Origin of the sequence: Nocardia arseniciresistens, assembly GCF_046764875.1 — a bacterium.
Classification (GTDB): Bacteria; Actinomycetota; Actinomycetes; order Mycobacteriales; family Mycobacteriaceae; genus Nocardia; species Nocardia arseniciresistens.
This window is the reverse complement of record NZ_JBKORD010000020.1, coordinates 1-14,176: the sequence shown is the minus strand read 5'-3', so window position 1 is coordinate 14,176 and position 14,176 is coordinate 1. Positions and strand designations below refer to the sequence as shown.

The following is a 14,176-nucleotide window of genomic DNA, read 5'->3' as shown; positions in this document are numbered from 1 at the left end:
CACCTACCCATCCCGAGAGGTCGCGGCGACGAGAACCGCATGCAGTGTTTTCGCCTGGATGCCCGCCTCATCTCCGTGCAGCACTACCTCGGCGAACGCGGCTCCGATGGCCCGATTCGCATCGAATCCGCCTGGGGTCGTGGTATCCCCGGTCAACTCGCCACGCCAGCGCTGATAACCGTGCACCACCTCGGCGAGTGTGCGGTGTCGTCCGGGCTCGCGTCGCAGGTACTCCGCGAGCAGGACGCGCTGCGCCTGCCTGCGCGCGAGCCCGCCACCGGCGCCATCGAGCGCTCGGCCGAATTCGCCCAGCGTGGCCACGTAGATACCCATTCCGGCATCGGTTTCCGCGGTTCCGGTTCCTTCCCTCGGCTCCTGCGCAGTCCGCTGGTCGAGCGTGATCGAGCGAGCCGCGCCCCTGGCGTCGTGCGGTTCGGAACTCCACCGCACCATGCCCGATTCGTCGCCGAGGTCTGCCACCGCTACGACATCCAGGCCGATCACCGGGTAGTCGGTAAGCACCAGGTCCACCGCGGCCACGAACTCACGCACCGCGGCCACCTGCAGGCCGGGAGTATCGAATCCGGCCACATCCACACCGTGGTGCTCGGCCAACGTCCGCGCCAGCCACCTGACCAAGGGGTCGGAACCCGATCGCCCGTCGGAACCGGGCCGATCACGCCCGCGCTGCGGTTCGTCTGCGGGCTTGTTCGATCGTGGCGGGGAACCGTACCGAGGGCGCGGGGGACTCGGCTGGGCACCCGGGGGCGAGCCGGGTGTCCCGGGCTGTTGCCCGGTCCACGGGGTGTCTCGCCGCTCCACACCGGTCGCCGGCGCTGGCGCAGACGCCGTGCCAAGGAGCCGGGCCGCATTCTGTGTGGCGGCCGGGGGCAACCCCCGGAATGACGGCGGGAGCACAGGGGAGGACGGGGGCAACACCGGAGAGGACGGGGGCAACGCCCGGGAGGACGAGGGCAACACAGGGGAGGACGAGGGCCCGCGACCGGAGTCACCGGCAGCGTTGCCGGATTTGCCACTGCCCTCTGGGCCTGTTCGATCCGATCCCCGGCCTGTTCGATCCGAAGAGTTCGGGCGCTGCGGACCGTCCTGCGGCGTGGACCGTCCCGTGGACGTATCCGGTGTACGCGACCCGCCGGGGGTGGATAGTTCGGTGGGACGAGCCAGGTCTGTGGGGTGCGCCGGGGCGCCCGCCGCGGGAGAAGTCGCCGTGGGATCGGACGCCACGGGTAGTGGCGCGCTCGGAGGCGACGACGTGCCCGCGCTGCCGTCCGACCATCGCGGATTCCGCGTGCCGTTGGGGTCCAGGTCTGCGGTCGTCGCGCCGATCGTGCTGGCACCGTAGCGGTCGTGCACTTCGAATTGGGTTGCGGCGTCAACGATTCCGGCGGCTGTGCCGCGCAGGCTCTGCTCCATCGCCCGGAGACCCGTCAGCAGCTGGTCGGCATGCGGCTTGAACTCCCTGGCGAATGCGATGCCCAGATCGTCGTCGCCCCAACTGCCTTCGGCGTGCGCCAGGCAATCGCGCAGTCCCGCATAGGTTTGCCCTACGCGGTCGCCGAGTTCGGCCAGCCGCGCTCCTTGATTCCGCAGGCTGTCCGGATCCAACCGAACTTCACTGTTCACGTCGCGACCCCTCCGGTCAGGCTCGGCCGTTGCCGCGCAGCCGGAGCCGTCGCTCGAAATCGGTGATGAACACCGACAGCGGCACCGACGTGGTGGAGCGCTCAACCACGCCATCGTCGGCGACATAGAAGACGGCACGGTCCAAAGCCAACTCGCCGTCCGGCACCGGAGAACGGACCAGCCAGCCAACGCTGATGCGATCGGACCGCAACGTCGAAAGCGGGTATCTCGTGGTGTCGTAACCCCGTCGGTGGATGTGTTCTCGGACGAGGTCGAGCGCCTCCGTTGCGCCGATCCCAGCGGCGTGGTTCGCGACCAGGTCCGCGAGCATGAACTGGAACAGGGCGCCATCGATGTCGGCGCCGTCACCGAAGACCTGCACGATCGCTTCGCGAGTCACCGCGCCTGCCTGCGCCGCGGACACCAACAGCTCGGCCCCTTCCGCCGTACCGCCCCGGCCGTCCAGCAGGCTGCCGACGACACTCGCCACGGTGCCTGCCGTCCACACCGCGGGCAGTGCCGGCGCGCACTCCGGTATCGGAGCCGACTCGCCCCGATACCACTGCCCGGCCTCCCACCAGCAACAAAACGACAGCAAGCCGATTACCGCGCGCGGGTTCAGGACCGGGTCGGCAACCCAGTCGGGTGCTCCCGCAAACAATTCCGGCATCGCGGCGCCCGCGTTGTAGGCGGCGTCCAGGACCGGCGCATCCCACACACCGCCCGACAGCACCGCCCGGTTACCGGGCAGCAGGGTCAACGTCGAGCCGCTGCGTCCGGCGCTTTCGAAGATGCCCACCGATGGTCCGATCCGTGGCCCCCGCCCCGACCCAACCGCTACGAAGGCCGCCGCAAGCACCGCCCACCGGGCCCACACCACCGCCAGTTCCGGCAGCTCGCCATCCACAGCCACCGCCCGCACGCCCGCACGCCGGTCCGCGCGCATCCCGTCCACTGCGGCCTGCGGCGGCCTCGACCGGCGTTCATCGCGCCCGATGTAAGCCGCCAGCCACACCGGCAGCCGATCGCGCGGATAGCGCTCCATGTCAGCCAGATAGGCATCAGGTGAAAACAACTGCTCACCAGGGAACGGGTCCTCCGCACCTTGATCGGCGACAACCTCCACACTGTCCGCGTCGATGCGCACCAGCAACCGCCACCACGGCCCACATTCCGAACCGGCGGACAGCCGTCGATGCCGACGCACCATCTCCCACACCGCATCCGACACCTGGCACCGAATCGACCGGCTGCCATCGTCGACCGTCAGCAGCGCCGATTCGGCGACTACGGTCATCGCGAACCACGCCTCCAATTGTTGCCACCCGGGCGCGGCAAGCCCGCGCAGCCCATCCGCGATCTGATCGGCCAACGTCGCAAGTTCCTTACCCGCGGAACTGGTCACTGCACACTCCGACATCCCAGGAACGTGAGCCGAGGGCCGACCACGAGCGGCCCTGCGGTGCGGCTCCTGTCCACTGCCGGTCCTCCTGCCACGACATAACGCAATCCGACAGAATGTCAACATGGGTGGTTTCACATTGTTCTATATTCACACCAGTTGACGGCACGATTGGACCACGACTTACCTGGCCTGTCAACGGACGTCAAGCGATACTGGTTCGAAGGTATTCCAGTTGATGGGAAGGTGACCGGTGGATGAAACAGCCGTAATGTTGGCGTCTAGATTGACGCATCTTTTCGACGTCGTGCGCAGGCCGGACGGTCGCGAATTCAGCAACGAGGAGGTCGCCACGGCGATCGCCCGCGATCAGGGGGTGAAGTTGTCCGGTTCATATGTCTGGTACTTGCGGACCGGGCAACGAGACAATCCGACCTTTCGGCATCTGAGTGCACTGGCTCGATTCTTCGGGGTTCCGCCTGCGTACTTCTTCGATGATGAGACCAGCCGCGAGGTCGATGCCGAGTTGGATCTGCTGACTGCGATGCGGGACGCGGGCGTGCGTGATGTGGCGCTGCGCGCGGCGGGCCTGTCTGCCGAGAGTCTGGCGGCGGTCACCGATGTGATCAACCGTTTCCGGCGCTTGGAGCGACTGCCCGCAGGCCCGTCCGGCGACCGGTAGCGCGCGAAGAACGTCGACTGCCATGCGGACCACGGATTTTCGCAAGCGCTGCGAAAGACGAATCGATATGCTCGGGCTGCCGGTTCGTTTCGGTATCGACGAGGTGTGCGAGCGTCTGGCGAATCATGTGGGCAGGCGGATCGAACTGATCCCAATGGCCTTGCCGCCGGCCAGTCCGCTCGGGTTGCTGATCACCGACGAACATGGGCATTCGGTCATCTATGAGGAGTCCGCCAGTCCGATTCACCGCCAGCAGATCATCTTTCACGAATTCGCGCATCTGCTGTTCGGTCATACGGGTCAGCCGATCGGCGATGATCGAGGGCACTGCGTGTTCGTGCACATCGCCCATGAGCTCCCGGGACGGATTCTCGCCAGGTCCTGCGGATCGACCGAGCAGGAGACCGAGGCGGAGATGACAGCGACGTTGCTGCTGCGGCGCGCGCACCGGTCGAGCCAGCCGGTTACCGTCGCTGCCGATCCGGCGATCGCCGACATAGTCCGCCGGTTGGACAATTCACTGTGACCCCCGACCCGATTCTTCTGATCTTGCTCACGGCGTCGGCTTGCGGCACTGTCCTGGCCATCAAGGCTCGCGATATCATGCGGGACCCGGACAACGGGATGCACCGTGCGAGTGCGCTTTTCGTGGGCGCGATCCTGGCGACCATGATGATCTGGCTCGAATCCGATGCCATCGACCAACACACCCATATTCAGACACTCGGCATCTTGCTCAGTGACCTCACCGCGATGCTCGCTGTGTGCGCGAGCCAGATCTGGTTCGTGTACCTCACGACACCGACCGAGATCGCGCGCCGCAGGACACCGCTGTGCTGCGCGGGATTCATTGGTGTTGTCGTCGTGGTTGTCGCACTGTTCGCCGAGTTCCCGCCGACGTCCGCGAATGATGCCCGATATCGGTATCTGTTCATCTGCTACGTTTTTGTCAGCGGCGTCGCGGCGGTCGTGTTCGGGTTCCGCTACGCGGCGCTCACCGCGAAGCCGTGGCTACGCATGGGATTCCGGGTAATCGCACTGGGCGGCATCGCCGTGATAGCGCGCCTGGCCTTCCTCGGCTACGTGCTCGTCACCGCCGATCTCGGCCACCCGCCTCGGCCGATATATGTCATCGTAGACGGGCTACTCACCGTAACCGGACTGCTCATCGTCATCATCGGGATGGCACTGCCCTCGGCGGGTGAGTTCCTGGAGGTGATGCTGCACGCTTACCGATGCCACCGAGCTGACCGACGACTCAGCGCGCTGAACCAGCACCTGACATCCGCCACCGGCACGACGAGCGCTGTACCCCTGCCCATCGGCCGTGAATGGAACCCCTTGCGGGACGCCGAATTTCGGCTCTGTCGCCGAGTCGTCGACATTCGGGACGCGCAACTGGCCCTGCGCGGGTATGCCGATCCACGGGCACGACAACTCGCCACCGAGCGGTCCGACGCGCTCGGCTTACCTGACCATGAGCGCGGCCCGATGATCGAGGCGGCCGTCATCGCCGCCGCGATCCGGGCGAAGCAAGCAGGCGAACCGCCCCAGCACAACACGACGATGACCCTGCTCGCTGAAAACGGCAGCACCGACACACTTCTCGAAGAAGCAAGCTGGCTCGAACATGTCGGTCGCGCCCTGCGATCGTCAGAGATCGTACGTCCGAACGTCGAGGTCTAGCTGCAATGGGATATGCACCTTCGCGAAGGTGCAGACCCTGCCACGAAACGTCGATGGTCGGGCTCGGAGCATCGGGTTATGTAAGGCCGCACGTGAGTTTGCAAGCCGCAATCAACCAGCATCGACTTCGGATCCACCGCTGATCGGATAGTCCTGTGACACGTCCGTATCGACATTCCGGAAGCCATAGAAACTTTGATCTCATTGTGAAATTCTCATTGCATAAAGGTGGTATGTGTTGTAGTGCAGCGGGTCTCGTTTTTCAGCGCCGTTCGGGTGGGTATAGTCGCGCAATGGCCGGAAGGTATTTCGCCGAGTGGTTTCGCGAGCGTGTGGCCAAGATGCTCGCCGAGCGCAGTATCCCCGACGCCGCCGGTGCGGCGGAGAAGCCGCTGCGACAGATCGGGGGGGCCGCGAAGAAGCACACGGGGGAGACGGTGCCCGATAAGGATCAGGAGGGCCGACGTCAGATCGAACAGTCCGGTCTCGGCACGGGGGAGGCGGGTGCGCGGCTCGTCAAGGACGACCCCCTGCCTCCAGCCGCCGAATCCCACAATGATAATTCAGCACCTGGCCGGGCCGAACATTTCGTATTGAGACTTACCCAAGCAGACAGATCCAGCTTTGCGAGCCTCGCCGAAAAACTTTCCCTTCAGAACATGGTCAGCGATGTCAAGCTTCTTGCGGATTTTTGGGAATTGCGCGGACGGGGGAAGTTTTCGGAGCCCGAGAATAAACTCATAAAACTCTTGGGTAATATGCAGGCGGAGCAAGGCGAGAAACTGGGTGATAACCTCAAGTTTCGATGGGTTTCGGCGGATCAAGATCATGGAGTTTCACGGCTGGTGGAAGACGCACGCGTGCATGGAGGAGCGGCACCGAAAGACCCATGGACGCATATAGGGGACGGTGTTGTCGAAGATTTCATGGCGCAACATAGAGGTCCCGGTGTCTTATTTGTCTACGATGGCGGAAAGCTTACACCGCCAACCAAGGCAGAAATGGACGCCGACCGGGCCGATCCCGATGGTAAACATACGTACATGTACGCGATGAAGGCTAAACCTGGACTGGAGTTGAAAGATGCGCTCGTGGGAATGATCCGCTTCGATAGCCCCGGAGATGAAAAGCGCGCCACGGTTTGAGCTATGGCGAGCTCCCGCCGACGCCCATATCCACCGGCCGGGCACCTCGTTGGACCAGCTACGAGGATCATCACCCCAGCCGAGCGGCGCGGTGCTCATCGGTGAATATGTCGACTTGCGCGAATCCCGCCGGAGTGGTTTCGCGACTGTCGAGCGCCCACCAGCGTGCGAGAGCATCCCGCAGGGCGTGATCCTGTGTCGGCGTCAATCGGACCAGCTTATTCAGCAGGGCTTGTTCGTCGATGCCGTGCTTCTTTCCGTACAGGCCAGACAGTTCGGTGGTATCGAAGTCTGCGCGGAACGCGTCGAACGCCTTCCCGTACAGCAACGACAGCGACACAGACACGTTGGTGTCGAGAGTCGCGCGGTGGCTGATGTCGGCCAGGCACGCGGCCTCGCCGCAGGACATGCGCACCTTGCCGAGTTCGGCCGCAAGCGTTTCCCGCCACAGGGTCAGTTCCGCGGCCGCTTGCAGGTGTGGAGATGCGTTGGCGCCCATGAGATCCGCGCGGCCGGAAAGCCACTTCATCACATCGGCGTCCACGCGGACCTGTATTCGTTGGTCTGCTGCCGTCACGGTTGCTCCGTTTTCGCCGATATGGACCCTGTTCGATGGGCGACCATCAGGTTATTCCTCGCGTCTACAAACGTCTACAGACGTCTACAACCTGATCGCGGAGGACAACGCGAAAGATGCTGAGAATCTGAGCATCGTCGCACGGCGACCCGACGATCTCGATGACTCCCGCGGTCGATCTCTTTGACGAACGCGCCCTTGCCGCCGAGCTTCGACAAGTCACCCGTCCGCCGGTCTCCGGCGGAGTTAACTTTACCAATATTGTTGTGGCACTGATGATTACGAGAGCGCCAGCGACCTATTCCGCTTGGTGGAACGCCATCGGGCCGGATCGGATGGCCATGCGGATGATGTGCGAGCGCGGTGGCATGGCAGGGACCCTACTTGGGGGGCCTCGAGTGCTGGTTCGTTGAGCCGTCCTTCTATGAACGCCCGGGTTTCGACGAGCGCCCGGTCGTGGGCATCGAACGTCAGTACTTCGTGATCGATGTTCAAGCGGTGCAGCACCTTTGCGACGTGGGCGTCGGCCAGTGTCCGGAACTCCTGGTCGGTATCACGTGGTTTGTCGATCCCGAGAGGGATTCGCGGATCGAGGATTGTTCGCAGCACGAGGTCATAGTGGTGCCGGTGCGCGGCAACGACTTGCTCGAGGTGGACATAGTTCGAATCTGGTTGGTGGCCGCGGTATTCGAGGGCGGCATCGTAGTAGCCGAGGGCATCGGGGATGCCGCGATCAATCAGGACGACATCTGCGTGTTGCCAGGCGGCGAGTTCGTTGCTGATGCCTCGGGTGATGATCCACAGTGTTGATGCCCAGGTGTGGTTGTAGAGGATCGGGAACCCGAGTTGATGTGCTTGCGGGCCGAGGTCACCAACCGTTGCAACCTCGATTCGGTCGCGGCGCAGCTCATCCGCCAGTCGGGCCATGAATGTGGTTTTGCCGGTGGAGTGGGTGCCGGTGACGGTGACTGGCCGTGACACCTCGGGTTTGTTCACCACAGGCCTCCTTCGGGTTCTGCGGTTGGTACGAACTCCTGGGGTGCGGCGGCACGGATCAGTCCGTCCCAGTCCATTCCGCTGTCGGTGACGAGCCTGTGCAGTAGTTGCCATGCTGCCCAGGCGTCGTAGCCTGCGCGGTGGTAGCCCTGCTCGGCGAGGGCGGTGGTGTCGAGTTCGCCGTGGTCGATGAGTTTGTCGAGGCCGTAACCGGGCAGTCCCGGCCATACAGCCTTGGCCAGACGCAGGGTGTCCAGGATCATCGGTGGTTCCCAATCCGGCAGGTGCGCGGTGAGGACCTTCTGCTCGACTTTCGCGTTGTGGGCGACCAGGATTCGCCCGCGCAGGTTTGCATCTACGGCGGGAGCCACGTCCGCCCACTCGGGACACTCGGCAACATCATGGTTGGTGATGCCGTGAACCTTGCGGGTGACGATTTGGGTGATTGGAAGCTGTGGGCGGATCATCCAGGAACGGATGTCGTCGACGTTGGCGGTGTCGCCAGTGACCTCGAGGATGGCGATTTCGATGATCTCCGGCGGATTCTGCCCGTTGCCTTCGACATCGACGACCGCAATTTCCTTGCCCTGAAGTGCGGTGGGAATGCTGGTGGTCACTGCGCCTCCGTGATAGTGGGCCAGCCGATCTCAGCGCGGCCGTGCCGGTGCGGATGATGCGGTCTACGAACGTCGTGTACCTGGTAGCCCAGGTTGTGTTGCATGAGGTAGCGCGGTTGCTCGTCCAGACCGTCGACCACGATGGCGCGATCGGTGATCTCGACCAGACGGCCACCCAACTCTGCGGCCAGGTCAGCGACAGGCTTTACGTCAGGTCGTCGCCATGCGTTCGCGCAGCGTTCGAGTTGGGCGACTGGGCAGATATCGCACAGTTCGCGGATACCGTAATGCCCGTTGTAGTCGGCTACGCCGTGGGCGTAGGTCACCGCACAGGAGGTCTTGCGGAATAGGGGTGAGCCTGTCCCGTAATCGGAGGCAGCGGTGAGGATTCGCCGTTCGAGGTCTTCGGGGAAGAACTTGCGGCGTGCTCCCTCGATGTAGGGTTCGGGCAGTCCTTGTGCGAGGTAGTAGTCGCGGATCTGGTCTTTGAAGAACAGCCCCGTGAACACGGTGGCGTGTGCGTGATGGCTCAGTGCGAGGCCTCGTTGGATGTGTTCGTCGGAGTCGTTGAGTGCTGGGACGATCGGGCGCCAGTACAGGATCACGCGATAGCGTTCGGCGTGCTCGAACACGGTCGCAAGCGAGGTGGCTGCGATGTTGGAGTCGACCGGCTCGATTCGGTCGTCGTCGATGCCGGAGTGGGTGACCAATACGGTGAGGCGGATATTGGTGAAGGAGTTGAGGATTGCGCAGTCTTCGGGCTCGATTCGCCACCGTGTTATGACCAGGACGTGATTGGTGAGGCCTCGGTCGTCGAGCAGTCGGAGCATCTCGAACAGGTGCGGTTTCACCGGCGGCAGCATCGGGTCGGTGGCCCGATTGAGAAGTTGAATCGGCGTAATGTGCGGGCGAAAGTACCTGCTGCTGAGCAGCATTCGCACAGCTTCCGACTCGCTGGTTAGCGCGCGGGGGACCTTCATATCGAAATTGTCGAACAGGTGCCGCACACAGTATCCGCAATCGAGCGGGCAACCGACGATCCAGTTGACCGAGAGCCCTGATTTTCGGTATTCGATCACTTCGTGCAACTCATCTCGCAGGTCAGCCTGCTGCGCAACCGCCGCGAGAAGCGGTAGCGGCCGTCTAGCGTGCGATTGGTCTGCGGCCTGATTTGGCTGGGACATATCGGTGCCTTTTCGTTCGGATGTACGGCTTTGGGCGCGCGTCGGCGGCAGGGGAGCGCTGCGGCTGGCGTTGCCTGATTTGGCTGGACGCTTAGAAGGTTCGGAAGGGCACGCTTGTGAGGCGCAGTTTTGATAGCTGCACCGGCTGCGTTTCGGGAGTTGGTTGTGGACGTTGAGCGGGCCGACAGGTCAGCCGTGTGACATGTTGTTCTGCTATGCGGTTACCGTCGAATGGATGGCACGCATGCGCGCATTGCCTCGACGATCGTTATGCCCGAGGGCCGGAAGCGATCGCGTGGTGGTTCCACCCAGACTCGGAATCCGGTATGTCGATCCGCGGGTGATGGCAATGCAATCTGAGCGCCCATACGCGCGATAGACACGTTGTGTCGGAACAGATCTGCGAACGTCGGCACGTCGTCGGGGACGTCCGGGCGCACTAGAAAGGTCCAGCGTTTCGAGCGGGGGTGGGAGATGATCGGCCCGAGCCGGGCACGGTGAGCTTGCATGTGCAGTTTCACGAATCCGCCGAGCTCAGCGGGCATCGTTACCGCGCCAACGCTGCCCAACAGCACGATGATGCGCCCTAGCTCCGGTTGCACTACGGCGGGCAACCCGAATTCGTGGCGGTAGAACGCACACCGGGATGCCGGGGTGTCTGAGGGGACGATGGGGAGAATTGCGGTGTCGTCCATGGTGCGGTCACTCAGTCCCGGACGGAGTTTGTCGCCACGGGGTGTCCCGCTCGATCATGCAGGCTTTGAGCTCGGCGAGGCCCTCACACAGTGGGAGCTCTGTCAGTGGCTGCCGCTCAGCGGTGGTGATCCAGCCCCCGGTCTCCATCAACTCGAGCAAGCGCGCGAACTCCTCCATCGACGGCGGGTGTTCCTCGAACCACAGGATCTTGCCGGTGATACCGTCCGTGGCCATCGGTGGTGGCGGTCCATCTGCCGCGAAGTTCGTTGCCTGCTCGGAAGTTCCATGGTGCTGCAGATGAAACAGCTGCCCGTCGTAGATCTGCTGCGGTGTCGCATCTTCGTCGTCGTCCGAACCCATCCCTGCGCCTCCTGATTGCTCGTTGGTGGTCGAAGCACCCGACGCCGGGGAGGCGCACACACCGACGGGCGGCTCAATGCGAGTCGGTGTGCCGATGAGGGAACGCCATCTACCCGGCGCCGGGGCTGAACCAACCATCGCGCGTATTTGCGCACGTCGGAAGGGGTGCGCGGTCTACGCTGGTCTGACTCGCGGTCTACTCCGGTCTACTCGTGGTGTACGAGGTCACCTCAGGGGGCGAATGTTGGGTATGCAGGTCAAATGGACCGGTACCGAAGCCACAGCTTTGCGGGAGGCGTTGGGGCTCACCCAGAAGCGGTTCGCCGCCCGCGCAGGCATCGCGAAGAGCACAGTGACGAAGTGGAGACACCTGGGCGACGCGATCGAGCTGGGTGACAAGTGCACCGGAATCATGGAAACGATGCTCGCCCGTGCTACACCCGAGCAGCGGGCTCGGTTTATTACTGCGGTCGAGGCCAATCTGACAGATGATTCTTCAGTGGATTCCGTTGGTGCCCCTTGGGTTCCAGGAATATGGACAGCCGAGTCAACCGTGGTCGCGGATGACTTGATCAGAGAGGACCTAGTTTTGGACCGCCGCCAAGTCGGCCGAGCTCTAGTCGGTGTTGTTGTGGGCGCTCATCTCCTCGAGCCCCTGGAACGGTGGCTGCTCTCCGCATCCGAAGTAACGCCTGCTCGGGTAACTGCCGTCGGAGTCGGGCTCCAAGAAGCGATAGAGCTAGAAAACGCCGCTCGGATATTCCGCGAGTGGGACGACCAGTTCGGCGGCGGGTTGCGGCGCAAAGCCGTAATTGGGCAGCTAAGTGAAGTCAACGACCTGCTGCGTGACTCACACCCACCGGAGATCAAACGCAGCCTTCGACGGACCCTCGCCCTACTCGCGGAAACCGCCGCGACCATGTCGTGGGACTCTGGCCGCCAGCAGAAGGCGCAGCAGTACTACATGCTCGCGATCCGCGCGGCGAGAGCCGCCGACGATCCGGCCTTGTGCGCTAATGCCATGGCGGGCATGGCGCGACAGTTGCTATCACTCGACCACTACGGACTCGCTGCACAGCGCGAGAGCGTGGAGCGTGAACGGGCCACAGACGCGCTGGAGGTAATCCGCCTCGCCCAGGATCAGTTCGGCGACCGCGTAACCCCGACCGTGCAGGCAATGCTCTACACGCGTGAAGCATGGGTCTACGGCAAGCTCGGACGGCCGACAGCATTCCGCCGCATCTGCGACAACGCCCACGAAGCGCTCAGTAACTCCGATGCGAGCGCCGATCCGTATTGGATCAACTACTTCGACGCCGCCGAACTCGCGGGCACTATCGGCGGGCGACTGCTCGATATGGCTCGGCGAGAGTCCGCGTTCGCTCTTGAAGCCGCCGATCACATCGAGCAGGCGATCCAATTGCGACAGCCGAATCGGCGGCGCAGCTCTGCCCTCGATCAGTTGGGAATGGTGGAGGCACGCTTCATTGAGGGCGAAGTGGAGGAAGCATGCCGGATCGGCCAGAATGCGTTGGCTGTGGTCGGTCAGACTGCGTCTGATCGTGTCCGGAAGAAGTTGGTCAAGCTGTACAGCCGCACCGAAGAATTCGCGAACGTCGGTGTAATGGCTGAGCTGCGTGATCGTATGAGGCCGTTGGTAGCGACGGCGTAGGAGGAGCTGAGTGGCGCGTATCGGGGTTACCGGGCATATGAACATCACTGAGGACACCGTGCTACTGGTGTACAACGCGATCAGCAAGGTTCTTGCTGAGGACGAGAATCCGGCCGAGCTGGTGGGTGTCAGTTGCATTGCCCGCGGCGCTGATTCGGTATTCGCGCAGGCCGTGCTCGATGTCAACGGAAGACTCGAGGTCGTGCTGCCCTCACGGAACTACCGCGAGCGAAAAGTGAAGCCAGACCATGCTGCACTGTTCGACAATCTACTCGGCCGCGCTGACACCGTCCGGGTCATGGACTTCGATGACGCTGGTCGGGAAGCCTACGAGGCTGCCAACGAAGCAATGCTTTCCTCCTGCGACCGTTTGATCGCGGTGTGGGACGGCGGGGCAGGTGAGAAGGGCGGCACCGGCACAGTCGTCGAGCTGGCTCGCGCGCGTGGGGTTCCCGTCGATGTCCTGTGGCCTGAAGGTGCCGCACGCAAACAAGATTGATTGCGCAAGGGCCGTGATGTCCAGCGGATGAAAGGGCGTAGTACTGGGCAGGATCGAGTACCGCGACGACCCCGAAGCTCCCCAAGCGAACACTCTCATCCCAGCCAGCAATCTGCTTGTTCGATGTCCTGTTCGTCCAATCTGCCGATCTCGATCAGTACGATATTCATCCGAGCATGCGTCAGCAGATCGGCGACTATCTCGCTGGGACCTATCCATACTTGGGGTGAACCGCTACCTACCGTATTCGACTCTGGGCAGTCCCATCAGATTCGCGCGCCTTTTTCGAGATTGCATTTGCGGCAAAGAATTTGGAGGTTTCCGACGCTCGTCGCGCCACCCCGACTCAACGGTATGACGTGATCGAACTCGAGGTAGTGGCTGTCACCGCATTGGCAACACTTGCCGTCATCTCTTTGCCAGACCTCGGCTTTGATATTCGGCGGTATCGAGCGAGTGTCCCGTTGCCCTGGAGCAAGTACGAGCCGCTTCGCGATCCGTAGTGCTCCTTCGAGCACAGCGGCAACATATTCAGGGTCCGCAACGCTGTATGTCCCACCGCCGCGGGCCGTAGTCGCGGAGATAATGACGTTGCCGTACTCGCTCGCTATCGAGACAATTCTCGCCCATGGAAGCTCGGTACCCGCTCCCGCCCCGACGAATCGGAGCTTCTTGCTGCTGCCGATCAGCCTGCCGCTGTTGTGCCGCGGTCCGCTGGCGGTGTATTTGATTTGCACTGCATTGACGTCGACGTACGGTGTCTCGTCAGCTTCCAGATGTAGGTCCGATCGTTGTACGCGGGGCAGCTCACCTGCACGAACCTGGGTTAGTGATCGGCCTCGGAGCATGCGCTGTCGAAGTTCATCGACGCGTTGCTGGGCGGGGCCCAGATCAACAGCCGATTGAAGATCAGTCACCGCTTGCTGGAAGCTGTCCAATTCGTGTTGCTCGATTTCGTCATCGGCGAACGCGAAGGTTACGACCCGCTCCAGATAGGCGATCGCAAGCGGCCGCAA

Annotated in this window: 14 protein-coding genes; 6 read left to right on the top strand and 8 right to left on the bottom strand. The window is 63.1% G+C overall.

Annotated features, from left to right (window positions below):
* Nucleotides 1-3: 3 nt before the first annotated feature.
* Both ACLMAJ_RS31450 and ACLMAJ_RS31445 read right to left on the bottom strand, forming a co-directional pair.
* Entirely contained in the window at nucleotides 4-1,644 is a 1,641-nt protein-coding gene (locus ACLMAJ_RS31450) for a hypothetical protein (protein ID WP_412017501.1), read from the bottom strand.
* A 16-nt stretch (nucleotides 1,645-1,660) separates the two neighbouring features.
* Nucleotides 1,661-3,049, bottom strand: a complete 1,389-nt coding sequence (locus ACLMAJ_RS31445; protein WP_412017500.1) for a hypothetical protein — start codon at nucleotides 3,047-3,049, stop codon at nucleotides 1,661-1,663.
* A gap of 250 nt (nucleotides 3,050-3,299) precedes the next feature.
* Between ACLMAJ_RS31445 and ACLMAJ_RS31440 the strand changes: the two genes are divergently transcribed.
* The 4 genes from ACLMAJ_RS31440 to ACLMAJ_RS31425 all read left to right on the top strand — a co-directional run bounded on the left by ACLMAJ_RS31440 (nucleotide 3,300) and on the right by ACLMAJ_RS31425 (nucleotide 6,559).
* Nucleotides 3,300-3,728, top strand: a complete 429-nt coding sequence (locus ACLMAJ_RS31440) for a helix-turn-helix domain-containing protein (protein ID WP_412017499.1) — start codon at nucleotides 3,300-3,302, stop codon at nucleotides 3,726-3,728.
* Nucleotides 3,729-3,750: 22 nt separating this feature from the next.
* Nucleotides 3,751-4,254, top strand: coding sequence for a hypothetical protein (locus tag ACLMAJ_RS31435; RefSeq protein WP_412017498.1), 504 nt, complete (start codon nucleotides 3,751-3,753; stop codon nucleotides 4,252-4,254).
* Complete coding sequence (locus tag ACLMAJ_RS31430; protein WP_412017497.1) at nucleotides 4,251-5,414, top strand: MAB_1171c family putative transporter; 1,164 nt, start codon at nucleotides 4,251-4,253, stop codon at nucleotides 5,412-5,414. Before ACLMAJ_RS31435 ends, ACLMAJ_RS31430 begins: the two co-directional genes overlap by 4 nt.
* A gap of 293 nt (nucleotides 5,415-5,707) precedes the next feature.
* Complete coding sequence (locus ACLMAJ_RS31425; RefSeq protein ID WP_412017496.1) at nucleotides 5,708-6,559, top strand: hypothetical protein; 852 nt, start codon at nucleotides 5,708-5,710, stop codon at nucleotides 6,557-6,559.
* Between the two features lie 70 nt (nucleotides 6,560-6,629).
* On the opposite strand, the gene ACLMAJ_RS31420 is transcribed toward ACLMAJ_RS31425, so the two are convergent.
* The 5 genes from ACLMAJ_RS31420 to ACLMAJ_RS31400 all read right to left on the bottom strand — a co-directional run bounded on the left by ACLMAJ_RS31420 (nucleotide 6,630) and on the right by ACLMAJ_RS31400 (nucleotide 10,989).
* Nucleotides 6,630-7,136, bottom strand: coding sequence for a hypothetical protein (locus tag ACLMAJ_RS31420; protein WP_412017495.1), 507 nt, complete (start codon nucleotides 7,134-7,136; stop codon nucleotides 6,630-6,632).
* Nucleotides 7,137-7,415: 279 nt separating this feature from the next.
* A complete protein-coding gene (locus tag ACLMAJ_RS31415) occupies nucleotides 7,416-8,132 on the bottom strand; it encodes an AAA family ATPase (RefSeq protein ID WP_412017494.1) in 717 nt (238 codons plus the stop codon).
* Nucleotides 8,129-8,749, bottom strand: a complete 621-nt coding sequence (locus tag ACLMAJ_RS31410; protein ID WP_412017493.1) for a 3'-5' exonuclease — start codon at nucleotides 8,747-8,749, stop codon at nucleotides 8,129-8,131. Before ACLMAJ_RS31410 ends, ACLMAJ_RS31415 begins: the two co-directional genes overlap by 4 nt.
* Nucleotides 8,746-9,729: a radical SAM protein gene (locus ACLMAJ_RS31405; protein WP_412017492.1), complete on the bottom strand. Its 984-nt coding sequence runs from the start codon at nucleotides 9,727-9,729 to the stop codon at nucleotides 8,746-8,748. Before ACLMAJ_RS31405 ends, ACLMAJ_RS31410 begins: the two co-directional genes overlap by 4 nt.
* Before the next feature lie 906 nt (nucleotides 9,730-10,635).
* Entirely contained in the window at nucleotides 10,636-10,989 is a 354-nt protein-coding gene (locus ACLMAJ_RS31400) for a hypothetical protein (protein WP_412017491.1), read from the bottom strand.
* Between the two features lie 250 nt (nucleotides 10,990-11,239).
* On the opposite strand from ACLMAJ_RS31400, the gene ACLMAJ_RS31395 reads away from it, so the two are divergent.
* Nucleotides 11,240-12,661, top strand: a complete 1,422-nt coding sequence (locus ACLMAJ_RS31395; RefSeq protein WP_412017490.1) for a helix-turn-helix domain-containing protein — start codon at nucleotides 11,240-11,242, stop codon at nucleotides 12,659-12,661.
* Nucleotides 12,662-12,671: 10 nt separating this feature from the next.
* On the top strand, nucleotides 12,672-13,160 hold the full coding sequence (locus ACLMAJ_RS31390) for a hypothetical protein (protein WP_412017489.1): 489 nt from the start codon (nucleotides 12,672-12,674) through the stop codon (nucleotides 13,158-13,160).
* Between the two features lie 266 nt (nucleotides 13,161-13,426).
* Here the strand turns inward: ACLMAJ_RS31390 and ACLMAJ_RS31385 are convergent, their stop codons facing one another.
* Nucleotides 13,427-14,008 (bottom strand): HNH endonuclease, encoded by a 582-nt coding sequence (locus tag ACLMAJ_RS31385; RefSeq protein WP_412017606.1) that lies wholly within the window; start codon nucleotides 14,006-14,008, stop codon nucleotides 13,427-13,429.
* Nucleotides 14,009-14,176: the final 168 nt, after the last annotated feature.